The organism is Burkholderia sp. Z1 (genome assembly GCF_014893795.1).
Taxonomy (GTDB): Bacteria; Pseudomonadota; Gammaproteobacteria; order Burkholderiales; family Burkholderiaceae; genus Burkholderia; species Burkholderia theae.
In genome coordinates this window covers 523,855-548,374 of the sequence record NZ_JACFYL010000003.1, presented here as the reverse complement: position 1 = coordinate 548,374, position 24,520 = coordinate 523,855, and the positions used below count along the sequence as shown (strand labels likewise).

The following is a 24,520-nucleotide window of genomic DNA, read 5'->3' as shown; positions in this document are numbered from 1 at the left end:
CGGAAGACGAATGAGATTCGTCTGATCCGATTCATGTGGCGAGACAGGAAAATGAAAGAGTCAGAAAATCATCAGGCGGCCGCTCATCCCCGGAGCATGCCGTCGCCGGCCGACACCGCCGGCTTCGTCTGGAGCGACGACTACGCGCTCGGTCACGAGTCAATGGACGACACGCACCACGAATTCGTCGCGTGCGTGAATGCGCTGCTCACGACACCGGACGACGACCTCGAACGTGCGCTCGACGCGTTTGCCGCGCATGCGCACCACCACTTCGGCGACGAGGATGCCGCGATGCGCGACACGGCCTATGGTTCCGCGGGCTGCCATATCGACGAGCACGCAGCCGTGCTGCGGTCGATCGACGAGGTTCGCGCCGCGCTGGCCGAAGGCCGGCCGCAGGTCGTTCGTGCATTCGCCCGCGCGTTGGCCGGATGGTTTCCCGAGCACGTGCGCGTGATGGACCAGGGGCTCGCGCGCTGGCTCGTTCAGCAACAACTGGGCGCGGCCCCGGTGGTCATCCGGCGCCGTCTTGCGGTCGCGGCGTGACGCACGCCCCCTTTTTCATTCGAATGCTCATCATGGAACAGAACCCTCTCTCACCGAACGCGCTGCTGCGAGTCGGCGTATCCGCGAAGACGTGGCTGGCCGACGACATCGTCGGTTATGAATTCGCGTCGCTGTCGGACGATCGGCTGCCCGACTTCGAAGCGGGCGCGCATATCGACGTGCACCTGCCAAGCGGGCTCGTGCGTCAGTACTCGCTGTACGACCTGCCCGGCGAGCCGTCGCGCTATCGCATCGGCGTACTGCGCGATCCGCAATCGCGCGGCGGATCCGCGAGCCTGCACGACGACGTCCGCGCGGGAGACACGCTGTCGATCAGCGCGCCGCGCAATCACTTCGCGCTGCACCGCGGCCCAGAGCAGTCGCTGTTGTTTGCGGGCGGCATCGGCATCACGCCGATCCTCAGCATGGCGCAGCAACTGGCGCGCGAGCACCGGCCGTTCACGATGCACTACTGCGGCCGCTCGCTGGCGCGGATGGCATTCGTCGAGCGCGTGCAGCAGATGGCGTCCGTCGACGATCCGCGCGCACGGGTGCAGGTTCACGTCGACGACGGCCCGGCCGAGCAGCAGCTCGACGCGCGTGCCGCGATCGGCTCGCCGTCGGCCGACAAGCATCTGTATGTCTGCGGGCCGACGGGCTTCATGGATCACATCCTGCAGACCGCGCGCACGCTCGGCTGGGACGACGCGCATCTGCACCGCGAGTATTTCGCGGCGGCGCCGGTCGAGCCGTCGGACGAAGACGGTCCGTTCGAAATCGAAATTCACAGCAGCGGAGAAGTGATCCAGGTGCGGGCCGACCAAAGCGTCGCGCATGCGCTGCTGGATGCTGGTTTCAACCTGCCGCTGTCGTGCGAACAAGGCGTTTGCGGCACCTGCATGACGAAGGTGCTGGCCGGCGAGCCCGACCATCGGGATCTCTATCTCACCGACGACGAGAAAGCGCGCAACGACAGCTTCATGCCGTGCTGCTCGCGTGCGAAGACTGCACGGCTGGTACTCGATCTCTGAGGCCGCCGCCCGCGACCCCTGAACACTGCAACGAGGGAATCCACATGTTGACCAAGCAGGACAATGAACTGATGTGCCGCACCGGCCCGGGCACCGCGATGGGCAATGCGATGCGCCGCTTCTGGCTGCCGGTGATCCAGTCGTCCGATCTGCCGCAGCCCGACGGCGACCCGAAAACGATCGAGCTGCTCGGGCAGCGGTTCGTGGTCTGGCGCGACCGGGACGGCCGGCCGGGCCTCTACGACGAAGGCTGCCTGCACCGCGGCGCGTCGATGCAGCTCGCCCGCGCAGACGGCGACGGCCTGCGCTGCATCTATCACGGCTGGAAATTCGCGGTGGACGGAACGGTGCTCGAAACGCCGAACGTTCCCGATCCGAAATTCAAGGATCGCATCAGGGGCCGCACCTACCCGGTGCGCGAAGCGGGCGGCCTGATGTGGGCGTATCTCGGCCCGGCGGGCAACGCGCCGCCGTTCCCGCACCGGGCATTCATGGATCAGCCGGATGCGCATCGCATCAACGTGTGCGCGATCGTCAACTGCAACTTCGTGCAGGTGATCGAAGGGCTCGTCGACTCGTCGCACCTGACCGTGCTGCACAGCTCCGCGCTGGCCCAGACCAACGACTCCGATCTGGACTATGCGGGGAAGATCACGCACATGCAGTTCGACGCGGCCCCTGCGATCGAAGCGGACGAGACGGATTTCGGCTTTCACTACGTCGCGATCCGCCAGGCCGGCGACAACCGCATCGCCCGCGTCACGTCGTTCATCACGCCGGGCTTCATCGCCAACGCGAACGGCGACGTGTGGCTCGCCGCGGTGCCGATCAATGACGAGCGCTGCTACTTCTTCCACGTGTGGTGGGATGCCGACAAGCGCGTCGGCGAAGAGCCGCTGCGCAGCGCGCAGCTCAAGTTCGTGGGCCTCGACGAGTCGACGCTGCGCAAATACGGAATGACGCTCGACACCTGCGACTCGCCGGCGGCGATGTCGTTCGTCAACGGCTATCGCCAGGATCGCCATGCACAGCGCGACGGCCACTTCACCGGATTCGACAGCATCACGCAGGAAGACGCCGCATGCAGCATCTCGAGCGGCGCGATCCGCGACCGGTCGCAGGAAATGCTGTCGAGCGCGGATCTCGCGATCAGCCGCCTGCATCGCACGCTGCTCGCGTGCGCGCGCGCGGAGCGCGATCAGCAGGACATTCCGGCGTTGCGCGCCGAATCGGGCCGTGCGATCGGCGTGTCCGGCGAAATCGGCCCGGGCGAGGACTGGCGACAGCTGGTTCCGCACCACCGGATCGTGTCGTCTTCCGGCACCCGCACGCAGCGCAACGCATAACCCAGTCTGAAACAGGAGTTCGACATGTTGAGTCACGAAGATAACGAAATGCTGTGCCGCGTCGGTCCGGGCACGCCCGGCGGCGCATTGATGCGACGTTACTGGCACCCGGTCTGCACGTCCGCCCAATTGCCGGACCCGGACTGCGCGCCGCTGCGCGTGCGCCTGCTCGGCGAGCAGTACGTCGCGTTCCGCGACTCGAACGGCCAGGTCGGCCTGCTCGAGGAGCTGTGCATGCACCGCGGCGCGTCGCTCGCGCTCGGCCGTGTCGAGGAAGGCGGCATTCGCTGCCTGTATCACGGCTGGAAATTCAGTGTGTCCGGCACCGTGCTGGAAACGCCGAACCACGCAGACCCGAAATACGCGGCGCGGATGAAGGCGCCCGCGTTTCCGGTGCGCGAGGCCGGCGGCATCGTGTGGGCCTATGTCGGCCCGAAGGAACTGGAGCCCGCGTTTTCGCGCTACGCGTTCATGGATGCGGCACCGAACCATCGCGTCGTGCTGCGCATCAACGTCGCGTGCAACTACCTGCAACTGGTCGAGGGCGGCGAGGACAGCTCGCACGTCGGCGTGCTGCATACCAACATGGCGCGGCCCGGCTGGAAGGACGACGCGTTCACGCGCAATCCGGACGTCGTGAATCCGGCCGCGCTCGCGTCGAACGATCTCGAACCGTCGCTGAAGATCGAGGACACCGCGTTCGGCTTTCACTACGTCGCGCTGCGCAAGACCGACGAGCCGGGCGTGCGCAACGCGCGCGTCGTGCCGTTCATCGTGCCGTACGGCCGCATCATTCCCGCGCCGGCGTTCCTGTTCACCGTGCTCGAAGTGCCGGAAGACGACACGCACACGAGCACCTACATCGTCGTGCACGGCGATTCGCCGGTCACGGAAGACAAGATCATCGAACTGCTGGGCCTGGACGATCCGAAGTATTACGATCGTCAGAACTGCACGTTCAACGCGAGCTGGGCCGATTCGTTCGGCCAGAGCCGCGAGCGGATGAAGGAAAACTGGACCGGCCTGCGCGGCGTCGAAGTCGAGGACGCGACGATCGGGCTGTCCCAGGGGCCGCTCTACGACCGTTCGCGCGAGCATCTGGTGCCCGCGGACCAGGCCGTCGTGCGGGTGCGCCGTGCGCTGCTGGCAGCGGTCAAGCGTGTGATGAACAACGAGCCACCGCCGGCGCTCGGGCTCGATCTGCGCGGCGTCAGCGCGTGCGACCGGCCGCTCGCGGACGATGCGGCGTGGCAGGAACTGCTGCCGACGCATCGCGACACCATCGAAGCGTGAGGAGAACCTTGATGACGAACGATCAAACCCGCAGCGATACGCCGGACTACCTGTCCCTGCTGCGACTCGACGGGCGCGGTTTCGTGGTGCTCGGCGCCGGCCAGGGCATCGGCGAGCAGACGGTTCATGCGCTCGCGCAGGCCGGTGCACGCGTACTCTGCGTCGATCGCGACGAAACACTCGCGCGCCGCATCGCCGAAGCCGTCGACGGCGTGCCATGCGCGGCCGACGCCACGTCGCGCGACGACATGCAGCGCGTGTTCGACACGGCGCGCCAGCACTTCGGCCGCATCCACGGTGTGGTCGACATCATCGGCGTCGCGGGCATCAAGCCGCTGGCCGCCGTGGACGATGCGTCGTGGAATCAGCAATTCGACATCGTCGTGCGCCATGCGTATCTCGCGCTGCAGATCGGCGGCGAGCTGATGAAGGCCGATGGCGGCGGCACGTTCGCGTTCGTCGGCTCGCTCGCCGGCGATCGCGCGGTGCCGAGCGAGGTCGCGTATGCGGCGTCGAAGGCCGCGCTGCACCATCTGGTCCGCTGCGCGGGCGTCGAGTATGCGCCGTACAACGTGCGCATCAACGCGGTGTCTCCCGGGTTCGTGCGCACGCCGCGCTTGAACCAGCGGCTGGACGAAGCGACCTGGACGCGGGTCGGTGAAGCGATCCCGATCGGGCGGGCGGCCACGCCCGCGGAAATCGCCGGCCACCTGCTGTTCCTCGCGTCCGACCTGAGTGCCCACATGGCCGGTGAAATCGTCACGGTCGACGGCGGCCTCGGCGTGAAGGCCGCCATTCCCGCCATCACGTTTGCCCCGTCGGCAACCCCTACGCCATGAGCCAAATGACTCAACCTTCGCCTCGCGACCTGATTCATCCGTCGCTGCGTGCGTTTGCCGACGCGGCCGCCGCGCGACCGAGTCTCGCGCAGATGAGCGCCGACGATGCGCGCGCCGGCATCGCCGCGCGCACTGCCACGCGGGCGCCCGGCCCGCGCGTCGACAAGGTTTTCGACCTCGCGATTCCCGGCCCGGACGGCGGCATTCCGGTGCGCGTCTACCATCCCGACGGCGCCGTCGGCGTGACGATGGCCTTTCACGGCGGCGGCTGGCGGATGGGCAATCTCGACAGTTTCGACGCCGTGTGCCGACACCTGGCCAACGATTCCGGGCTGGCCGTGATCAGCGTCGACTATCGGCTGGCGCCCGAGCATCCGTTCCCGGCGGCGCTGGAGGACGTGTGGGCGGCGACCTGCTGGGTAGCCGAGCATGGGCACGAGCACGGGTTGCCGACCGGGCGGCTGACCGTGTTCGGCGAATCGGCCGGCGGCAATCTCGCTGCCGTCGTGTGCCTGCTTGCGCGGGAGCAGGCACACCCGCGCATCCTCGCGCAGACGCTCGTGTATCCGGCGACCGACGCCACGCAGCACCACGCGTCGCGGTCCGTTTATGCGGAAGGATTCGTGCAGCGTACCGCCGACGTCGCGCATGCGTTCCGCGAGTACGCGCTCGATCACGGGGTGTCGCCGTCGGTCTGGACGCTGTCGCCGTTCCATGCGGCCAGTCACGCGGACTTGCCGCCGGCCCTCGTGATCACCGCCGAGTGCGACGTGCTGTGCGACGACGGCGAAGCCTATGCGCGCAAGCTCGCCGAAGCGGGCGTGGCGACGACGTGCGTGCGTTATACGGGGATGCTGCACACGTTTTACGGCATGCGCGGCGAGGTCGGCGCCGCCACCCTGGCCCAGCGGCAGGTGGCCGACATGCTGCGTGCGGCCGTACACGCCGGGTAGCGAGCGACGCGAACGTGCGACCGGGAAACTTACGTACAATGGCGGTCAGCCACGCCGGTCATAGCCCGGTTACGATCGATCCGGTCGCACGCCCTTCCAAGGAAGCCATCGAGATGAGCACCGCAGACGCAAAGCAGCCCGCCCGCAACCGAACCGGCAAGAACGCAGCGCCGGCGCAGACGGAATCCGCTCCCAAGGCGAGCCTGCCGCGTCACAGCCTGATCGAACTGATCACGCTGCAATGGCAGCACGAGCACAGCGAACTCGACCTGTCGAATTTCCTGATGGCGATCTACTTCATGCGGATCGGCACCCTCGTCGAGCAGTCGTTCGACAAGATGTGCCAGCGCATGTGGGGCATCAGCGGGTCCGACATGCGTGTGCTGCTCGCGCTGCGCCGCAGCGGGCACCCGTATGCGAAACGGCCGACCGATCTGTACCGCGCGCTGCTCGTGACGTCGGGCGCGATCACCAAGAAGATCGACCGCCTCGCGAGCCTCGGAATGGTGGAGCGTCAGCCCGATCCCGGCCATGCCGGCGGATTCATCGTCCACCTCACCCGGAAGGGGCTCGACGTCGTCGACAAGGCCGTCGTGAAGCTCGCGAACGAATCGTCGATCGCACCGGCGATGGCGCATTTTTCCGATGCCGAGCGCGAAGCCGGCAACGATTTCTGCCTGCGCACGCTCGCGTTGATGGAAGACCTGGTGCTTCCGGACGCCGACGATACGGACAGCGCGCCACCCGCGGCGCGGGCCAAGCCAACGCGTCGCGCGCCGCGCGGCGGCAAGTAAGCGGCGGTCCGGCCGGCGCGTGTAGCGGGATCTATCGGGCACATCAGGCACAATACGCGGCCTCGCCATTCCACCGCGGTCAAACACATGCGCTTCGTCGTCGTCGGAACAAGCGGGTCGGGGAAATCCACTTTCTCCAGCGCGCTGGCGGCTGCCGCGAGCTGCCCGTACATCGAACTCGATCAACTCTACTGGGGCCTCGACTGGAAAGCCGTGCCGCCCGAGCAGTTCGAGAACGCGGTGCTTGCCGCGACGGCCGGCGACCGCTGGGTCGCCGACGGGAACTACAGCGCCGTACGCGACGTGCTCTGGTCGAGGGCCACGCACGTCGTCTGGCTCAACTTCGGGCGATGGACGGTGTTCTCCCGCGTGCTCTGGCGCACGGTAAGCCGCGGGCTCATGCGCACCGAGCTTTCGCACGGCAACCGGGAGTCGCTGCGGATGGCGTTCTGCTCCAGAGATTCGGTGCTGCTGTGGTCATACACCACGTTCGACAAGAACCGTGTCAAGTTCGCCACCCTGCGCAACGATCCGAAATTCGCGCATCTGCAGTGGACGGAAATCACCGAGCCATCGCGTACCCGCGCGTTCATCGACATGCATGCCCGCAGCGGCGGGTGAATGCGACGCGGCATCCGCGCGCGTGTTCGGTTTGAACATCACGCCACCCTCGTCCGTCGTCCTTGTCGCGGCGAACAGCCATTAAATATCACGTTGCGATATATCAGGATGTCTGACTGAAAGGCCTGGACACCGTGCAATCCACTAGCCGCGGGCACTTGCCGGAACCCATCGCCGGGCGTATGGTTGATTTCTCTATCGCCCTTATCCGGGAGATATCAACATGGCTGCCACACAATCCGCGGCCACGCCCCTCTCCGACGAGGAAGCCCGGCGCCAGTTGCGCCGCGCCGTCATCGCCAGCACGATTGGCACCACGATCGAATGGTATGACTTTTTCCTCTACAGCACGGTCACCGGCCTGGTCTTCGCAAAGCTGTATTTCCCGCAATCCCACCCGCTCGTCGGCACGCTGCAGGCGTTCCTGATCTATGCCGTCGGCTTTGTCGCGCGACCGGTCGGCGCGGCGATCTTCGGCCATTACGGCGACCGCATCGGACGCAAGGCCACCCTGATCGTGACCCTGTTGCTGATGGGGCTCGCCACGTTCGCCGTGGCCTTCGTGCCGACCTACGCCGCGATCGGCATCTGGGGCGCCGTCATCCTCACGGTGCTGCGCTTCATCCAGGGCGTCGGCGTGGGCGGCGAATGGGGCGGCTCGGTCCTGATGTCGATGGAGTGGGCGCGCACCAATGCACATCGCGGTTTCGTCGCGTCGTGGCCGCAGTTCGGCGTGCCGGCCGGATTGTTCCTCGCCAACCTCGCCGTGCTGGCCATGAGCTGGTTTTCCGGCAGCAGTTTCCTCGCGTGGGGCTGGCGCGTGCCGTTTTTCCTCAGCATCGTGCTGGTCGCGATCGGGCTCTATATCCGCCTGAACATTCTCGAGACGCCGATCTTCGCGAAGCTGCTGGCCGAGCGCCGGATCGAGAAGACGCCGATGCTCGAAGTGTTGCGCAAGCAACCAAGGGATATCGTGCTGTCGGCATTCGCGCGGATGGCCGAACAGGCGCCGTTCTATATCTATACGGCGTTCGTGTTCACGTACGGGATCACGGCGCTGGGCGTGTCACGCGAACTGCTGCTGACGGCGGTGCTGGTGGCGTCCGTGGTCGAGTTCTTCACCATTCCGCTGTTCGGGCACGTGTCTGATCTGATCGGGCGGCGGCGAATGTACATAATCGGTGCGGCGGTCGTCGGTGTATTCGGATTCCTCTACTTCGCGATGGTCGATACCCGGAACCCGGTCTGGATCTTCGCGGCCATCGTGCTGTCGCTGGTCCCGCATTCGATGATGTACGGGCCGCAGGCCGCCTTGATCGCCGAGTCGTTTACCGGGCGGTTGCGGTATAGCGGCGCGTCGATGGGTTATCAGCTCGCGTCGGTCATTGCCGGTGGCCCGGCACCGCTGATCGCGACGGCGCTGTTCGCCTACTACCATTCGGGGTATGCGATCGCGGCGTACGTGCTGGTGTGTGCGGTACTGAGCGTGGTCGCCGCATCGAAGCTCGGGGACTACACGAACAAGGATATTTCGCGGGAATACGACGACGCGCGGGGGTTGGGCGATCACGGGCACGCGCCGCCGGTGACCTGACGAACCGGCCGGCGATCGAGCCGCCGGGAAGGATATGGGGTGCGCGCCCGTTCGGCGGCACCCCACTCACTTCTTGTTATCCGCTCGAACGGCGCCCAGCGCTTCGAGCAACGGCCGCAGCGCATCGAGTTCCGCGCCGAAGCCGGCCCAATCCCCCGCCTTCAGCCGCTCGATCGCGCGGTTGTAATGGGCCAGCGCGTCGCGGGCGCGTGTATCCGCCGCGCCGCTCGCCGGTGCCGGCGCCGCCACCGGCCCCGTCTCCTTGAAGAGCGCGGCGAGCGCCTCGCTCAGGTTCTCCTCCATCACGACGCGATCGCCATAGGCCGCAATCACCCGTTTCAGCTCGGGCAGTTGGCCCGATGCCGCGCGCAGATAGAGCGGCGACACGTAGAGAATCGAGTTCTCGATCGGCACGACCACGAGATGGCCGCGGATCACGCGCGAGCCCATCTGATTCCACAGCGAGATCTGCTGCGAGATTTCCGTGCTCTGCTGGATGCGCGCCTCGATCTGGTACGGCCCATAGATCAGCTTGTCCTTGGGGAACGCGTAGACGATCAGCTTGCCGTACCCGGGCGGATCGCAACGCGCGGCCAGCCACGCGATCATGTTCTCGCGCTGGCTCGGCACCATCGGCAGCATCAGCACGAAGCCGGCCTGCGCGTCGCCGGGCAGCCGCATGATCGTGTAGTACGGCGCCATCCGCGTGTTCGCGGTGTCGGCGCCGTCGATATCGCCCAGCGCGCGCGGAAACTGCCAGAGGTCCTCGCGGTTATAGAACACTTCCGGCGCGTCCATGTGATACGCGCGGTAGAGGTTCGCCTGGATCAGGAACAGGTCTTCCGGGTAGCGGATATGCCGTTGCAGATCCTGCGGCATCGCGTCGAGCGGCTTGAACATGCCGGGGAAGATGCGCGCGTAAGTCCGCACCAGCGGATCGGACGGATCGCTGACGTAGAAGTCGACCGTGCCGTTGTACGCGTCGACCACCACCTTGACCGCGTTGCGAATGTAGTTGGCGCCGTCGCCGACACCGGGCGGCGCATACGGAAACCAGCGACTGGTCGTATAGGCGTCCTGCATCCAGAACAGGCGGCCGTTGCTGGCCACGATATACGGGTCGTGGTCGAGCGCGAGGAACGGCGCGATCGTGCGGATCCGGTCCCGGATGTTGCGGTGAAACAGGATCCGGCTGTCGTTCGTGATGTAGTGCGTCAGCAGGATGTTGGGATCGTCGAACTGCCACGCGAACAGGCTGCGCCGCGCCACGCCGCCGATCGCGACACCGTCGCGCCCGCTGTAGGACGTGTAGACGTTGCTGTCCCCCTTCGGGTAGTCGAACTCGGGCACGCTGCCCTTCACGATCACATAACCCTGCCCGCCTTCACCGAAGTAAATGCGCGGTTCGCGGATGGCCGGCCCGCCCTCCGCGGCAGGCGGAATGTCACGCAGATAAAGCGACGGCAAGCCTTCCGTGGATTTCTCCGTGACCGGTGACATCACGACGCCGTTGCCGTGGGTGAACAGCAGATGCAGGTTCACCCAGGTTCGCGCATTCTCCGGCAGCATCGTCTGCTCCAGTTCGCGTGCCGACAACATGACCTGCCGGTAGCCGGAATCGAGCCGGTAGCGGTCGATATCTACCGAGAAGAACTTGTAGTAAGTCCGGATCTCCTGCAACTGCGCATAGGTATCCATCAGCGGCTGCACATCCCACAGGCGGATGTTGTCGACGGTCGCGCGATTCGCCTGCAGCGACGCGAGATTCAGGCCCTCCTCGGCCGCAAACGGCTTGACCTCGATCTGCGCGAGGCCGTAAGCCTGCCGCGTCAGCGCGATGTTGTGCTGGATATAGGGCGTCTCGAGCTGCAGCTCGCTCGGCTTCACGTAGAAGCGCTGGAACAGCGCGGGATAGAGGATGCCGAGCGCAAACGACGTGCCGAACACCAGCAACACCGCAGCGGCCGGCAGCCGATAGCCGGGCCGGCGCATGTTGACCAGCATCGCGACGGCCGACGCCGTGGCGAGGCCGACGAGCAGCCACAGCACCGGCAGCATCACGTGGACATCCGTATAACCGGCGCCGACCACGACACCGTTGTTGTCGTAGAGCAGCAGAAAGCGTTCGAGCCACCACGACCACGCCTTCAGCAGGAAGAAGAGCGCCAGTAGCGCCGAACCGTGGACGGCGGCGGCCGACGAAAGCCCCTTCGGCCGCCGCAGTGTGATGTCGCCGCGCAGCCAGTAGACGATACCTGCGGCGATCGCGCAGCACACGACCACTTGCAGCAGCAGGTTCTTCAGCACGATCCAGACGGGTAGCGCGAACAGATAGAAACCGATGTCCTTGCCGAAGATCGGATCGTGCGCGCCGAACGGCACCTGATGCAGGAAGCGCAGTGCAACGTCCCAGCTCGACATCGCACCGGCGGCGATCGCAAGCCCGAGGAAGGCGGCGCCGGCGGCGATGACCACGCGCCATGGAATGCGCGACGCGACGTCTCTTGCCAGCGCCAGAAGGACTTCTTCCTCACGCGTCGACGCGGTGTCCTCGACCGGCCAGACATCGACGGGCCGTGCATGACGATGCGCGAGCAACCCCGACGCGCCGATCGCGGCCGCCGCCACGGCGAACACCGCGACGAACAGCAGCACCCGCGTGGACAGGACCGTCCAGTACACGCCGCCATAACCGATCGACGAGAACCACAGCCAGTCGACCAGGACCCCGGTGATGCGCCCGACGACGATCAGGCAGGCGATGACGATTGCAGCCGCGATCCCATAGCGTTTCAGGCGCGAGACGGACGTTGCTTGCGAGCGCATCGAGGCTCCTTTGCCGGGCCGTCATGCGTGGCCGGCTGCGGCCCGATCGGGGTGTGCCGCCGATCCGTCGGTGAGGATCGCGGCCGGCCGCATGTCTGAATGCTACGCCCGTTGCCGAAACGTCGCTATCCGACGGCAGGCGCGACGTCGCCGGGGACGAGCGATCGCAGCGCAGTGCAGCAAATTCGGTCGCCCGGGTCGCCGCCCGCCTGCGTTATGTCTTGATCATTTTCCGTACAGCGTCAGGCGTGATGACCTGTGACGTTCCGGAGCGGGCGTCATAGGTCATGAAAGGCAATTCGGCGCCGCCATGGATCGACGCATGTTGCCTTTGCAATTCCAGCGCCGCTTCCGGTTCGTGCGGGCTGACGAATATCCCCTGAAGGTCCTGCGGGCGTGGCTTGAGAAGATTCTCGTTGTGCGGGAGCACCGGCTTGCCCGCATATCTGGATGTGCCTGAGCCATTACGGCCAGCCTCCAGATAGGCTTGTTGTTGCGCGTCCGACATCGAATTCAGTTTCGGCAGTGCGTGATCGATCGCTGCATGCTGTTCGGGCGTCAGCTTGCCTTTTAACTGCTCCCGATAGGCGGAAAACGGCCTGACGGGTGTGGCGGCGGAAAATTCGGGGACATGCTGTTTCAGTGCATCCGCCAGCACGTATTTGGAACTCTTGTCGGGCGATGTTCCATTCTGCCGATTCGCCATCTCCTGATACTTCGACGTCAGCCGTGCGCGATCTTCAAAGATAGGCGGCCGCTTGATTTCGCCGATGTCCGAATCCTGAAGATAGTATTTCTCGAGCGTCTTCCGTGTGTGGCGGGAGAGCTCGGCGGGCGGCATCGAACGCGATCGGGACAACACGCTCCGGTAGTCCTGATCCTTGATCAGTGCGTTGGTGCCCATGTCCTTCTTCGCGCCCACGACCATCGGGGTGTCCGCGGCAAGCATCAGGCCGCTGCGCTTGTCTTGCTGAAACGCCTTGAAGGGCCCCGTTCCGATTGCGGTCGCGGAAACGGGCACGCCCTGCCCATGCCGGTCCAGCTCGTGGGCAAGCGCGTCCCGGGAAACCACCTGCAGCGTGCGGATATAGCCGGGCGCGTCGGCTTTCGTTGCAGAGGATGCGCGGCTTTTCAAGCCGTCGAGTGCTGTGTCTGCTTTGGGTCGGGGCGTGAACGAACGGGTTGTGTGGCCCTCGCTGGCCGTATGCGAAGGGCCGCCCGACAACAGATCGTGGTGATCGATGTCGGACGCACAGGCGCGAACTTTCGGCATTGCGGATTTCTCCTCGATCGAGCAAGGTCACCACCCCGATCCGTTTACGGTGCCCCCTCAGTACAGCGGCGCGTGAGCATAAAAGAATCCGTCGGTCGCAAGCACCGCGCTGATGACGTGGCCATGACCATCGCGTGTGCCGCGCCAGATTGTCTGGTTGTCGGAGTTCGTGTCGACACTCGACGCCTGAATGTGAGCGGCGACAATCGGAAATTCGCCTCTCAATGTCAGGAATTCGAGTTCTTCGTCGAGTTGATGGGCACCTTCGTTGACGGATGCCGAGCGTTCGCCGCCTGCGAGCCGGATCGCGAGCATGGACGGATCGCCGCCCGCGGCAATGACCCGATCCTGCAATTCCGTCAGGCATGCCCGCGGGGTAAGGATGCGTCCGTTCGCGGCGCCGGTGTAATGGGTCAGCGCGAGAACGGTGCTGCCGCGGGCGCTGCGCGAAGGTGCGCTTGCCGCGCACGCGATGCAATTCGCGACGCCCTGCGTGCCGAGCTTGCGATCGCCGCCGGGCGGCACCACGATCACCTTCAGCTCGCCGTCTTCGACATTGTCGACATTGTCGAAGCGGACGTTCGCCGTGGCCCGGATATAGTGCGTCCGATGATCGTCGGGGATCGTCGAACGCATCGCGTCGAACCAGCGATAGCGCTCGCGATCCGTATCCGAGAGGGGAACGCGCGTATTCGACACCGCCACGAACGCGCGGTCGATCGTCGGCGTAAGCGGCCTCACCGGTTCATTGTGCCGAGGTTCGTAACGATGGTCGGCCGATTCGTCGAGAAGGGCCATGTGCGGTGCGTGGCCGTGCTCGCGAATGACCAGCGCTTCCCGATCGGTGACCCATCCCGGGGCCGACTGTACTTCGACGGCGAACACCTGGCGAGTCGCGGCGAGGATGCTGCCTTGCCGGTTCTCCTGCAGAATCTGGACCGGGCGGATGTGTGCCGACGAATAGGATGAAACATGACGCATCGGTGGCCGGCCATCAGGTGCGGCAAGTACCTCGAAGTCACGCGTGCGCGGCATCACTTCCATCGGATTCACGGTCGACGATGAAGGCGTCGAGCCGCTGGCGCGGGCGGTCAGATTCGCCAGTGCCGGCGGCATGGATCGACCCGTGGACAGCGGCGGCTGCCGCGCCGCGCCCGGTGCGTCCGTGTTGACGTTGTCCGGTGCATGGCCGACAGGCAGCGCACGATCGATGGGAAGCGGCATGGTCGTATGGCGGAGCGAAAGCAGGAGTTTCAGCCTATTCCGTCTCCCCGCCCTGCGGCACCGCGCATCGGAAGCGGTTGACGGAAATGCGAAGCACGATCGGTTGCGGCCATTCGATCACGCAGTCAGGATCGAATCCGGTCGACAGGGCCTGCCGGCGCGTGTGATTCGAGCAGGCTTCGCATGGTCGGATGGTCGTTCGCATGCGTGAACCGAGGGGCCGACGAGCCGTGACGAACAGGCGCTCGATGCACGGCTCGCCGAACCGATCGCTTACGCCAGCTGCCTCACCTGCTCCAGCGCAATCAGCGTGCACGATTCGGGCGGTTGCGGCGGCAGCGGCACGCCGATGTCCAGCAACGTCGCGCCCGAAAGTTCGGCGCCTTCGCCGGCCATTGCCGCGAACAGGTCGGTCTGCTGCACGAAGTGCGGCGCGACGGGCACATGAAGGAAGCGGACGCGATAAACGACATCGCGCCGCAGTCCGTCGATGCGCAGCGGCAATGCGTAGCGCGCGTCGTCCTCGTGCAATCGATAGACGGCCAGCAGTGACGACATCCCGTCGTCGGCGACGGCCTGGGTCCACGACAGCGCACTGCCGGCCCGCCCCTGGCGCAAGGTTCCGCCGTGCAGGACCGGCCGCCACGTCTTGTACAGCGCAATCCAGCGGCGGGCTTCGTCGAATTCCTCGGCGCTGAGGGTTCGCGGATCGATTTCGAGCCCGAGGTGACCGAAGATCGCGACGGCGGCCCTGAACGCCAGCGTATGCCGTCGCCCTGTCGTATGAGAGCGTTCCGCGCCGATGTGCGCGCCCATCACCTCGGGCGGAAAGAAACGCAGGAAGCCGCGCTGGATGCCGATCCGGGTCAGCGCATCGTTGCAATCGCTCGTCCAGATCCGCTGGACGTGCTCCAGCACGCCATAATCGGCACGCCCGCCGCCGGATGCGCAGCTCTCGATCTCCACCGACGGAAACGCGCGACGCAACCGGTCCAGCAATGCGTAGAACGCACGGGTCTGGCGACGGTACGCAGCGAGGCCGTGATGGCCCGCGGTCGCAAGATCGCGATTCATGTCCCACTTGACGTAAGCGATCGCGTGCTCGTGCAGCAACGCACCGACCTGCGCGAACAGATGCGCTGCCACCTCGGGCTCCGCGAGATCGAGCACCAGCTGGTTGCGCCCCGTCACCCGCGGCCTGCCGTCGAGCTGGAGCACCCACTCGGGATGGGCGCGATACAGCTCGCTGTCCGGATTGACCATCTCCGGCTCCATCCAGAGCCCGAATTCCATGCCGAGGCCGCGCACGCGCTCGATGAGCGGCGCGAGTCCGCGCGGATACTTGTCGGCATCGGGCCACCAGTCGCCCAGCCCGGCGCGATCGTTGTTGCGTCGATGAAACCAGCCGTCGTCGAGCACGAAGCGTTCGACGCCCAGCCGCGCGGCGGCGCGGGCCAGCGCCTCGAGATCCGCGGGGTCATGCTCGCAATACACGGCCTCCCAGGTATTGAGCATGACGGGGCGCGGGCGCATGGGCTGCTGCGGCGTGTTCAGCATGTTTGCGCGAACGAAACGATGGAACCCGGCGCTCAGTCCGTTCAGGCCGCACGCGCTATATGACAGGTAGGCACACGGCGTGCGATAGCGTTGCCCGGGGCCAAGCACGACTTCCCCCGGGGCCAGCCACTCGCCCAACTGGAGTTGCCGACGGCCGTCGAGCATGGGCTCGATGACGATCGAATGGTTGCCGCTCCATCCCAGATGCGCGCCATAAACCTGGCCATCATCGTCACCGAGCGACGAACCGATCATCACGCCCGGAAACGAGTCATGGGAAGTGCGGCCGCGCCGGTTGTCCCGGCGCCACGTTGCGACGCCGAGGCGCTCGCGCGTTTCCTGGAACTCCAGGGTCCAGCGCCCGAAGAAACCCAGTACCTGGTCTGCGTCGGGCGGCAACGGCACCGATGCCGCGGCCAGCCAGTCCACGCGAAACGGCGTCTCGCCGCGGTTCTCCACCTCGGCCCACATCGTCACGACGTCCGACGCCGGATCGATCGCATAACTGAGCGTCACGCCGAGCGCGGCTTGCTCGTCGCTCAGCTTCAGCAACATGCCGTGCTCGTTTCGGCTGACTTCGTCGAGCCGGAATTGCTGCGCCCAGTCCGTGTCGCCGCCCGTCCCCGGGCGGGCGCCCGCCAGTGCGGGCTGGTGAAACCAGCCGAACCCGTGGGTCGGCAGGACGGTGAACGGCGGATCGCCGTCGAGCACCGTCGGCGGGTGCGGTCGCGCGCTCGCGGCGCGCCACACGCCGGTGCGTTCATCGGGTTTCGCGCCGAAGTGACGCCATACCGGCGGCATGCCGGACGACTCCTCCACCGCGATGCAGACGTTGGAGCCGTTCAAGCACACCAGTTTCGTATCGAACATAGGTCTTACCCTTTGGTGGCCCCCATCGTGAGGCCGGCAATGAAGTGTTTTTGCTTGAAGAAAAAGATCAGGACAGGCGGAAGGGCCGCCACGATCGACCCGGCCGCGACGAGATGCCATTGAGCGACCCAGATACCGCTCAGCGTCTTCAGCCCGGCGGTGACCGGCATCGCGTGATCGCCCTGCACCAGTACCGTGGCCCAGAAGTAGTCGTTCCACACGAAGGTGAAGACCAGTACCGAGATCGCCGCCATCGCCGGCCGCACCAGCGGCAGCACGACCTTGTAGAAGACCTGGAACTCGGTCGCACCGTCCATGCGGGCCGCTTCGATCAGCTCGCGCGGCAGCTCGATGATGAAATTGCGCATGAAGAACGTGCAGAAGCCGGTATTGAACGCGACATGGAACAGCACGAGGCCCGGCACGGAGTTGTAGAGGCCCAGTTGCAGGCTCATCAGGCGAACCGGAATCATCAGGATCTGGAACGGCACGAAGTTGCCGGCCAGGAACAGGAAAAAGACCGGCAGGTTCAGCCTGAACCGATAGACGCCAAGCGCGAAGCCGGCCATGCAGCTGAGGGCCACCGCGCCGACCACCGCGGGCAACGTGATCAGGCAGGTGTTGACGAGATAGCGCGCCAGCGGCGTATCCGTGAACACGGCGCGATAGTTCTCCACGATGCGCCACTCGGTCGGCCATCCCCAGTAGTTGCCGGCGAAGATGTCGGCGGACCCGCGAATCGACGTCAGCGCGATGGCCAGAAGCGGCAGCAGCCAGACGACGAGCGTGACGGCAAGCACGGCGCGGTACAGCCATTGCGCGGAACGGCCGGCCTGTTCGATCGGTGTGGGAAACATTCAGGCAAGCTCCTTTTCCTGCGTGTAGACGCGAACGATGACGAAGCCGATATAGACGAGCATCAGCAGAAACAGGATCGTCGCGATCGCCGAGCCGTAGCCGACCCGATAGCCGTAATCGCCGAGTGCCTGTTCGACCATGTAATAGGCGAGCACCCGCGACGATCCGTACGGGCCGCCCTGGGTCATGATCGACACCATGTCGAAGCTGCGCAGCGCGCCGACGACCGTCACGACGATCGCCACGAACGTCGCGGAGCGCAACTGGGGCAGGACGACGCGACGCAGCATCGACCAGCCGTGCGCGCCTTCGAGGCGGGCTGCCTCGATCAGGTCGGCCCGCACGTTCGACAGGCCCGTCAGATAGAGAATCATGCAGTACGAAATCTGCGGATAGAGCCCGGCGGCAACGATGCCGTAGGTGACGTACCGCTCGTCGGACAGCACGGCCACGGGCGGGATGCCGAACCCATGGAGCACGTGGAACAGCAGGCCGTTGGACGGATCGTAGAACCAGCCGAACACGAGCCCGATCACGGCCTGCGAGATCACGAACGGAAAGAAGAACATCGACTTGACGGCGCGCATCCCGAACACGTTCTGATTGAGGAACAGCGCGAAGAACAGGCCGGCGGGAACGGCCAGCAGAAAGCCGACCAGCCAGATGATGTTGTTCCTGAACGCCGTCCAGAAATCGGGGTCCCCGAGGAGCTCGAGGTAGTTGCCCAGGCCGACGAAGCGGGGCGTGCTCAAGCCGTCCCACGCATAGAAGCCGAAGCCGATCGAGCGTGCGATCGGAACGATGACGTAGACGGCGAACAGCACGAGCGCGGGCGCGAGAAAAAGCCAGGGCGCGATCGCGCGCTGATGACGCTCCCAGAACGTGACGCGCGGGGCGCCGACGGATGTGGCAGTGGATTGCACGAAACCTCCGGTGGCGGACGAACGCGACACCGCGTCCGTCCGGGGCACGATTCGATCGTTATTTGTAGACGCGCTGGCGAACCTGCTCCAGCCGGTCGAGCACCTCGCCACGCGAGTCGGGTTTCAGCATGTAGCGCTCGAATCCGTCCATCGCGGCCTGGGTCAGCTCGGGCGCGGCATCCCGGTCGAAGAACTGCGACAGCCCCTGTGCGTTCGCGAGCAGCGCCGCGCCGGCCTTCAGATACGGATCGCTCGGCGGCGGCGCATCCTGGTTGACCGCCAGTTCCTCGGTGCGCTCGCCGTACCGGGCCTGCACGTCCGCGCGCGCCATATAGGCGAGGAAGCGGCGCGCGTCGGCCTTGTTCCGCGCATTCGCGGGGATGTGGATCGACTCGATCGGCGCCTCCTCCGCGCGGGGCACCGCGGGATCGATCGTCGGGAACGGCATGAAGCCCAGCTTGTCCGGGCCGAGGCCGGCCTGCTTCATCGGCGCCACCACGAAGTTGCCCATCAGGTACATCGCGCCCTTGCCTTGCGCGAGCGACGCGGCCGCCTCCTGCCACGTGTAGGACGCGTGATTGGCGAGGAAATAACCCGGCTTCGTCAATTGATCCCAGCGATCGAACACGGCCTTGACGCGCGGGTCCGTCATCGGCACCTTGCCGCTCGTCAGCGCCATGTGGAACGGAAAGCCGTTCACGCGCAGGTCGAGATAGTCGAACCACGCCAGATTCGTCCACGGCTCCTTCGTGCCGATCACGAGCGGCGTGATGCCGTTCGCCTTGAGCTTCGCACACGCGTCGAGCAATGCCTGCCATGTCTTCGGCGGCTCGATGCCGAACTTCGCGAAGAGGTCCTTCCGGTAATAGATGCCCCACTGGTAATACGTGTACGGGATGCCCCACTTCTTGCCGTCCAGGGTCAGCGCCGGCGCCGCCGACTTCAGCTTGGTGTCGAGATTGCCCTTCGCCCACAGATCGGACACGTCCTCGAAGAGCTTCGCGCGCACGAACGGCTCCATCTTGTGCCCCGGATACCAGTTCACGACATCGGGCGCGTCGGCGGTCAGGAAATTCCGGATCGCCGTCTTGTACGCATCGTGGTCGAAGCGGTTGACCTTGACCTGCACGTCGGGATTCTCGGCCTTGAAGCCGTCCACCGCGGCGTCGAACGCGGCCTTCACCGCGACATCGGACGTATCGGTATTGATGACGAGGGGGGCGGCGCCGGCATGCAATGCGGCCGTGGCCGCCAAGGTGCACAACGCGGTCTTCAGCACGTTCCTGCGGGTATTCATGGGGATCTCCTCCTTGTGGTTCGCGGCGGCGTGGCGCCGCTCAATTCGTTTCGTTGATTGCTTGCGGTTCACGCGTACGAGGCCAGCAGCGGCGCTTCCTCGTCGATGCAGCGCCGCAGTGCCTGCCCGCTGCGATCGAACGCGTGCAACTTGTCGGCCGGCATGAACAGCGAAAGACGATGGCCGGCACCGACGTTCGTCGTGCCGGGCAGCTTCGCGATCCACTGCTGCCCCGCATCGTCGCCGTGCAGATAGACGTAGGTCGCTTCGCCGAGCCGCTCCTGCCAGGTCGCCTCGCGCACGAGATGCTGCTTCTCGCCGCCGAGCGCGAAATCTTCCGGGCGAATGCCGAGCGTGAGCGGTTCGCCGGGGCTCAAGCGGCGGGCATCGACGCAGGCCGACAGCACTTCGCCGCTCGCGAGACGCACGCGGGCCTGACGCTCGCCGGCGTCGACCAGCACGGCGTCGATGAAATTCATCTTCGGCGAACCGATGAACCCGGCGACGAAGCGATTGCGCGGATGGTGATAGAGCTCGAGCGGCGATCCGGCCTGCGCAAGACTGCCGTGCTGACGCGTCGCGTCGCCCGAATTGAGCAGCACGACGCGGTCGGCGAGCGTCATCGCCTCCACCTGGTCGTGCGTCACGTAGATCGTCGATACGCGGCCGATCTCGCGGTGAATGCGCGCAATCTCGTGGCGCGTCTGCACGCGCAACGCTGCGTCGAGATTGGACAGCGGTTCGTCGAACAGGAAGACGCCCGGCTCGCGCACGATCGCGCGGCCGATCGCGACACGCTGCCGCTGGCCACCCGACAGCGCCCGCGGCTTGCGATCGAGCAGGTGTTCGATCTGCAGCGCGCGTGCCGCCCCAAGCACCTTGTCGCGAATCGTCGCCTTGTCGACGCGCGCCAGCGTCAGGCCGAACGACAGGTTTTCATAGACGGTCATGTGCGGAAAGAGCGCGTAGCTCTGGAACACCATCGATACGCCGCGCCGCGCGGGCGGCACCTCGTTGATCCGCCGGTTGCCGATGAAGATCTCCCCGTCGGTGATGTCCTCGAGCCCGGCGATCATGCGCAGCAACGTCGATTTCCCGCAGCCCGATGCGCCCAGGAAGACGCAGAACTCGCCTTCGGCGATGTCGAGATCGACATCCCGCACGATCGGCAGACTGCTGCCGTATGCCTTCGACACGCCTCTCAGTACTACGCTTGCCATGCCAGTCTCCACGTGAATGTCTGGTTCGGATGCATGCCGCGCGCCTATTTCGAAACCTGTACGACCGCGGTGCCTTGCGGGGCGACCGTCACGTCGACGTAGGTATAGGTCGGTCCGCCGCCGCCTTCCGGCTGTTCGGTGTTCGCCGCGCGCGCCACGCCGTTGACGACGACGGTCGGGTAGACGCCCGCGAATCGCGCATGCCATGCATAGGACGTCCCGCCCGCCGGGTTCTCGTTGGCGAGCGTGCTGCGCGTGGCGCCATCATGTCGTACGGTGACTTTCCCCGCGCCGATCGGGATGTGCGAGACCTGCAGCCAGGCCATGCCGGTGGCCGGCAGTTGCGACGTCGTGGTCAGCTTGCCGGCCGACGCGTCGGGTTCGACGCCAAGCAGCCCGGCAATCGCCTGTCCGACGAGCGTGAACGACACCTCCGGATAATCTCCGTTGACGAAGTTGTTGCCGTAACCGCCGTGGACGTCGTTGATGCGGTTGTACACGTATTGCATCCACGCCCACGCGGTGGTGCCGTCGTGAACCGCGAAGAATGCGTCCGGCAGATAGGTCACGGCTTCGAGGTTGGCGGGTGCCTGGCCGAGCGCGGTCGTGTTGAGCCATCCCATGTACTGGTCGCGGCGCGTGCCCGGGTTCATGATCCCCTTCATCGGCGGGAACCAGCTCATCTCGCCGCCCCACGCGATCGACTTGACCGCCGACGGGTCGTAGGAGCGCACCACGTCGGTCGAATCGGTGGACGACACCACGCTCCACGGCGCGTTGTAATAGGTCTTCAGGTCGCCGGCCCGGGTCGCATAGGTGTTCGCCGTCGTCGTATCGCCGGCGGCCGTCGCGAGCTGCTGCATCGCGACGTACGCGCGGTACTGGCTGGACAGCGCGTCGGCCGCTTCGACCGGATTGCCCGGTGCGCCTTCGTTGTAGCTCGCCACGCCGGCCCAGATGTCGGCGCCGCTTTCCTGCGCGACCTTGACCTGCCGGCCGTTGGCCGTGCCGTCGACGAGCGGTCCGTAGTGCGTGTCGACGAATGTACCCGCGGTGTTCGCGACGAACGCGTAGAACGGCCCGCCTGATGCCACGTAATCGGCGTCGCCGGTCCAGCGGTAGCCGTCCGCAATACGCTGCGCGAGCTCGAACGGCGCCGGCAGCTCCCGCACGAACGACGTATCGCTCGAATAGTCGGTGAGGCCGATGGATCCGTCGAAGTTCAGCGCCCAGACCGGGTAGCCACCGCGCGCCGTGTTCGCGGTCGCGGCGAACGCGGCCAGCATCGCCTTGTTCTGCGCGTCCAGCCCCAGCATGTGTGCACCGACGAACTGATGCGCGAAATCGCGCGCGTAGTAGTAGGAGCGGAATGGATAGCCGGCCCAGTAGGACGGCGCGTAGGTCGCGACGCCCTGCCCGCTCGGATGCGATTCGTCCTGGTTGGTCACGCCGGTCGTGCAGGCCGAACGCGTCCACGAATTCGCCTTGACCTTTGCCCAGTTGAACAGCGCGACGACGGCCGTGTTGTCGGACGACAGTTGCGGATCGTTGGGGGCGGAAGGGACGACCTCGATATCGTCGACATTGATCCACGCGCGCCCGCTCGACGACGTGAAAACGATCGTCACGGCCTGATTCGCGGCCACGGCAACATGCGGGAGGGTGTACTTGATGTAGTTCGAATTCGCGATCGTCGACGGCAGCGTGACGCTTTGAACGGTCTGGCCGGCCACCTGAACGGAGAAGGTGCCCCCCGTGCCGTTCGCGGACGTGGCGATCCAGGCGGAGAGATCGAAGTTGCCCGCGACAGGCGCCGTCACGGTCTGGGACACCGAGTAGCCGTCCCCGCCGTTCAGGAATGCGGCGCGCCCGCCGCCATGCGGATTGTTCGACGCACATCCGGCGCCGGACGTGACCGTCCACGATGTCGGGCACGCATAGCCGGTTGCCCCCGCGGATTCGAAGCCAGGATCGCCGAACTGCAGGCTCTGAAAGTTGGCCGGGCATGTGGCGTGCGCCAATCCGGCGCTTTGGAGAATGGCCGCACACAGCATCGCCGCGTGGATTTTGCGCTGCGCGAGCGCACCTTTCCGATTGTCTTGTCTCATGATTTTTTTAATCCTTTTTATATTCGCATTCCTGATTACTTGCCTGGCATTCTCCGTACGCTTCCCGCCTCGCACTGCTTGTCCGTCGATTGCTTGTGTCGTGCCCGGCGATCGCTCGCCGGGCGCATCCGTGACGTGACGACGTGGTCTTTGTCGCGCGGCGTGCGCGCTGCTACGTCTTCCGGTTCGCGCCGCAGGATTGCCGGACGATCAGTGGCGCGATTTCGCGGGTATGCAGCCCGTCGGGCGAATCGCCGGAAATGATGCCGAGCAGCGTGGCCGCCGCGTCGCGACCCTCCTGGAACGGTTCGGTGCGGACGGTCGTCAGCGCGGGCGTCGCGAATGCCGCCAGCGGAATGTCGTCGTAGCCGACGATCGCGATGTCCTCCGGAATGCGCAACCCGGCTTCGCGAATCGCCGCCATCGCGCCGAACGCGATCGTGTCGTTTCCGGCGAATAGCGCTGTCATGCGCGGCGAACCGGCGAGCATGGCGCGCATTGCGTCATAACCGCTCTGCGAACTGTAGTCGGCGAAGGCGATCCATTCGGGCCGCACGTCCACGTGATGCATCACCATCGCTTGCCGGAAACCGTCGAGACGATCGCGGACGACTTGATAGTCCTCCGACGCAAAACCGATATGCGCGATCCGCTCGTGACCGAGCCCCAGCAGGTGTTCCGTTGCCTGCTGCGCGGCCGCGCGGTTGTCGACGCCGATCGCACACACGGTACGCTGCTCAGCCAGGTTCGAACCGAACACGACGAGCGGGAAGCCCTTCTCGGCCAGCTCATGCAGGTGTCCTTCGTCAAGCCGTCGCGGATTCAGGACGGCCAGCCCGTCGATGCGCCCGCTGTCCACGAGATCGAGGAAGGCGCCGGGGCGGTCGGTCTCTTGCACGGGTTCGAGCATGACCTTGTAGCCGTGCGCATGGCACGCGACGCTGAGGCCGGCGAGAAAGCGCGGAAGATAGGCGTCGACGTCGACATGCACGTGATCGCCATGCGGCATCAGAAGCGCGATCGTTTTCGTGGAGCCGCTGGCGAGCGATCGGGCCATCGCGTTCGGCACATAACCGAGCTGCCGCGCAGCCATCATCACGCGCTCGCGCGTTTCCTCGCTGATCCCCATGCCGGTTACGCCATTCAGCACGAACGACACCGTCGTGCGCGACACGCCGGCAAGCTGGGCGACCTGGGTACTGGTTACGCGACTCACGAAGCCATGCTCCTAATTCGATTTAGTTACAGACTGGAAGGCTGGCGCAGGCAATCCCCGCCCCAGGTTGATCGTCGACCCCAATATACCCGAGGCAACCAGCACCCTCGTCGCAGCGCGCCGAACCA

Annotated in this window: 19 protein-coding genes; 9 read left to right on the top strand and 10 right to left on the bottom strand. The window is 65.7% G+C overall.

Annotation, left to right across the window (positions count from 1 at the left end):
- Positions 1-51: 51 nt before the first annotated feature.
- From H3H55_RS34785 to H3H55_RS34745, 9 genes are all read left to right on the top strand, one after another.
- The gene (locus H3H55_RS34785; RefSeq protein ID WP_226800690.1) at positions 52-549 is read left to right on the top strand and encodes a bacteriohemerythrin; all 498 of its coding nucleotides are present in this window, start codon (positions 52-54) and stop codon (positions 547-549) included.
- A gap of 32 nt (positions 550-581) precedes the next feature.
- Complete coding sequence (locus H3H55_RS34780) at positions 582-1,580, top strand: PDR/VanB family oxidoreductase (protein WP_193102714.1); 999 nt, start codon at positions 582-584, stop codon at positions 1,578-1,580.
- A gap of 44 nt (positions 1,581-1,624) precedes the next feature.
- On the top strand, positions 1,625-2,926 hold the full coding sequence (locus H3H55_RS34775; RefSeq protein WP_193102713.1) for a Rieske 2Fe-2S domain-containing protein: 1,302 nt from the start codon (positions 1,625-1,627) through the stop codon (positions 2,924-2,926).
- Between the two features lie 24 nt (positions 2,927-2,950).
- Positions 2,951-4,219 carry a Rieske 2Fe-2S domain-containing protein gene (locus H3H55_RS34770; RefSeq protein WP_193102712.1) on the top strand — a complete coding sequence of 423 codons (1,269 nt, stop codon included), beginning with the start codon at positions 2,951-2,953 and terminating at the stop codon, positions 4,217-4,219.
- 11 nt (positions 4,220-4,230) lie between these two features.
- The gene (locus H3H55_RS34765) at positions 4,231-5,058 is read left to right on the top strand and encodes an SDR family NAD(P)-dependent oxidoreductase (protein WP_193102711.1); all 828 of its coding nucleotides are present in this window, start codon (positions 4,231-4,233) and stop codon (positions 5,056-5,058) included.
- 5 nt (positions 5,059-5,063) lie between these two features.
- Positions 5,064-6,011 carry an alpha/beta hydrolase gene (locus tag H3H55_RS34760; protein WP_193102710.1) on the top strand — a complete coding sequence of 316 codons (948 nt, stop codon included), beginning with the start codon at positions 5,064-5,066 and terminating at the stop codon, positions 6,009-6,011.
- A gap of 113 nt (positions 6,012-6,124) precedes the next feature.
- A complete protein-coding gene (locus H3H55_RS34755; RefSeq protein WP_226800689.1) occupies positions 6,125-6,805 on the top strand; it encodes a MarR family winged helix-turn-helix transcriptional regulator in 681 nt (226 codons plus the stop codon).
- Positions 6,806-6,892: 87 nt separating this feature from the next.
- Positions 6,893-7,426, top strand: coding sequence for a toxin (locus H3H55_RS34750; RefSeq protein WP_193102709.1), 534 nt, complete (start codon positions 6,893-6,895; stop codon positions 7,424-7,426).
- Between the two features lie 223 nt (positions 7,427-7,649).
- Positions 7,650-9,020, top strand: coding sequence for an MFS transporter (locus H3H55_RS34745; protein ID WP_193102708.1), 1,371 nt, complete (start codon positions 7,650-7,652; stop codon positions 9,018-9,020).
- Positions 9,021-9,086: 66 nt separating this feature from the next.
- Here H3H55_RS34745 and H3H55_RS34740 read toward each other — a convergent pair whose 3' ends face one another.
- From H3H55_RS34740 to H3H55_RS34695, 10 genes are all read right to left on the bottom strand, one after another.
- A complete protein-coding gene (locus tag H3H55_RS34740; RefSeq protein ID WP_193102707.1) occupies positions 9,087-11,846 on the bottom strand; it encodes a UPF0182 family protein in 2,760 nt (919 codons plus the stop codon).
- Positions 11,847-12,060: 214 nt separating this feature from the next.
- A complete protein-coding gene (locus H3H55_RS34735) occupies positions 12,061-13,119 on the bottom strand; it encodes a hypothetical protein (RefSeq protein WP_193102706.1) in 1,059 nt (352 codons plus the stop codon).
- Between the two features lie 57 nt (positions 13,120-13,176).
- Positions 13,177-14,343 (bottom strand): hypothetical protein, encoded by a 1,167-nt coding sequence (locus tag H3H55_RS34730; protein ID WP_193102705.1) that lies wholly within the window; start codon positions 14,341-14,343, stop codon positions 13,177-13,179.
- 273 nt (positions 14,344-14,616) lie between these two features.
- Positions 14,617-16,770: an alpha-galactosidase gene (locus H3H55_RS34725; RefSeq protein WP_193102704.1), complete on the bottom strand. Its 2,154-nt coding sequence runs from the start codon at positions 16,768-16,770 to the stop codon at positions 14,617-14,619.
- A gap of 5 nt (positions 16,771-16,775) precedes the next feature.
- Entirely contained in the window at positions 16,776-17,627 is an 852-nt protein-coding gene (locus H3H55_RS34720) for a carbohydrate ABC transporter permease (protein WP_193102703.1), read from the bottom strand.
- Complete coding sequence (locus tag H3H55_RS34715) at positions 17,628-18,551, bottom strand: carbohydrate ABC transporter permease (RefSeq protein ID WP_129518165.1); 924 nt, start codon at positions 18,549-18,551, stop codon at positions 17,628-17,630.
- A gap of 58 nt (positions 18,552-18,609) precedes the next feature.
- The gene (locus H3H55_RS34710; RefSeq protein ID WP_193102702.1) at positions 18,610-19,848 is read right to left on the bottom strand and encodes an extracellular solute-binding protein; all 1,239 of its coding nucleotides are present in this window, start codon (positions 19,846-19,848) and stop codon (positions 18,610-18,612) included.
- A 68-nt stretch (positions 19,849-19,916) separates the two neighbouring features.
- The gene (locus tag H3H55_RS34705) at positions 19,917-21,068 is read right to left on the bottom strand and encodes an ABC transporter ATP-binding protein (protein WP_193102701.1); all 1,152 of its coding nucleotides are present in this window, start codon (positions 21,066-21,068) and stop codon (positions 19,917-19,919) included.
- Between the two features lie 44 nt (positions 21,069-21,112).
- The gene (locus tag H3H55_RS37500) at positions 21,113-23,176 is read right to left on the bottom strand and encodes a hypothetical protein (RefSeq protein ID WP_226800688.1); all 2,064 of its coding nucleotides are present in this window, start codon (positions 23,174-23,176) and stop codon (positions 21,113-21,115) included.
- 172 nt (positions 23,177-23,348) lie between these two features.
- Positions 23,349-24,392, bottom strand: a complete 1,044-nt coding sequence (locus H3H55_RS34695) for a LacI family DNA-binding transcriptional regulator (protein WP_193102700.1) — start codon at positions 24,390-24,392, stop codon at positions 23,349-23,351.
- Positions 24,393-24,520 lie beyond the last annotated feature (128 nt).

Excerpts from the sequence above, each read along its gene's own strand:
- H3H55_RS34730 (WP_193102705.1), bottom strand. The coding sequence starts at position 14,343 with ATGCCGCTTCCCATCGATCGTGCGCTGCCTGTCGGCCATGCACCGGAC.
- H3H55_RS37500 (WP_226800688.1), bottom strand. The coding sequence starts at position 23,176 with ATGAGACAAGACAATCGGAAAGGTGCGCTCGCGCAGCGCAAAATCCAC.
- H3H55_RS34705 (WP_193102701.1), bottom strand. The coding sequence starts at position 21,068 with ATGGCAAGCGTAGTACTGAGAGGCGTGTCGAAGGCATACGGCAGCAGT.
- H3H55_RS34785 (WP_226800690.1), top strand. The coding sequence starts at position 52 with ATGAAAGAGTCAGAAAATCATCAGGCGGCCGCTCATCCCCGGAGCATG.
- H3H55_RS34750 (WP_193102709.1), top strand. The coding sequence starts at position 6,893 with ATGCGCTTCGTCGTCGTCGGAACAAGCGGGTCGGGGAAATCCACTTTC.
- H3H55_RS34710 (WP_193102702.1), bottom strand. The coding sequence starts at position 19,848 with ATGAATACCCGCAGGAACGTGCTGAAGACCGCGTTGTGCACCTTGGCG.
- H3H55_RS34780 (WP_193102714.1), top strand. The coding sequence starts at position 582 with ATGGAACAGAACCCTCTCTCACCGAACGCGCTGCTGCGAGTCGGCGTA.
- H3H55_RS34760 (WP_193102710.1), top strand. The coding sequence starts at position 5,064 with ATGACTCAACCTTCGCCTCGCGACCTGATTCATCCGTCGCTGCGTGCG.
- H3H55_RS34765 (WP_193102711.1), top strand. The coding sequence starts at position 4,231 with ATGACGAACGATCAAACCCGCAGCGATACGCCGGACTACCTGTCCCTG.
- H3H55_RS34740 (WP_193102707.1), bottom strand. The coding sequence starts at position 11,846 with ATGCGCTCGCAAGCAACGTCCGTCTCGCGCCTGAAACGCTATGGGATC.
- H3H55_RS34725 (WP_193102704.1), bottom strand. The coding sequence starts at position 16,770 with ATGTTCGATACGAAACTGGTGTGCTTGAACGGCTCCAACGTCTGCATC.
- H3H55_RS34745 (WP_193102708.1), top strand. The coding sequence starts at position 7,650 with ATGGCTGCCACACAATCCGCGGCCACGCCCCTCTCCGACGAGGAAGCC.
- H3H55_RS34735 (WP_193102706.1), bottom strand. The coding sequence starts at position 13,119 with ATGCCGAAAGTTCGCGCCTGTGCGTCCGACATCGATCACCACGATCTG.
- H3H55_RS34755 (WP_226800689.1), top strand. The coding sequence starts at position 6,125 with ATGAGCACCGCAGACGCAAAGCAGCCCGCCCGCAACCGAACCGGCAAG.
- H3H55_RS34770 (WP_193102712.1), top strand. The coding sequence starts at position 2,951 with ATGTTGAGTCACGAAGATAACGAAATGCTGTGCCGCGTCGGTCCGGGC.
- H3H55_RS34720 (WP_193102703.1), bottom strand. The coding sequence starts at position 17,627 with ATGTTTCCCACACCGATCGAACAGGCCGGCCGTTCCGCGCAATGGCTG.
- H3H55_RS34775 (WP_193102713.1), top strand. The coding sequence starts at position 1,625 with ATGTTGACCAAGCAGGACAATGAACTGATGTGCCGCACCGGCCCGGGC.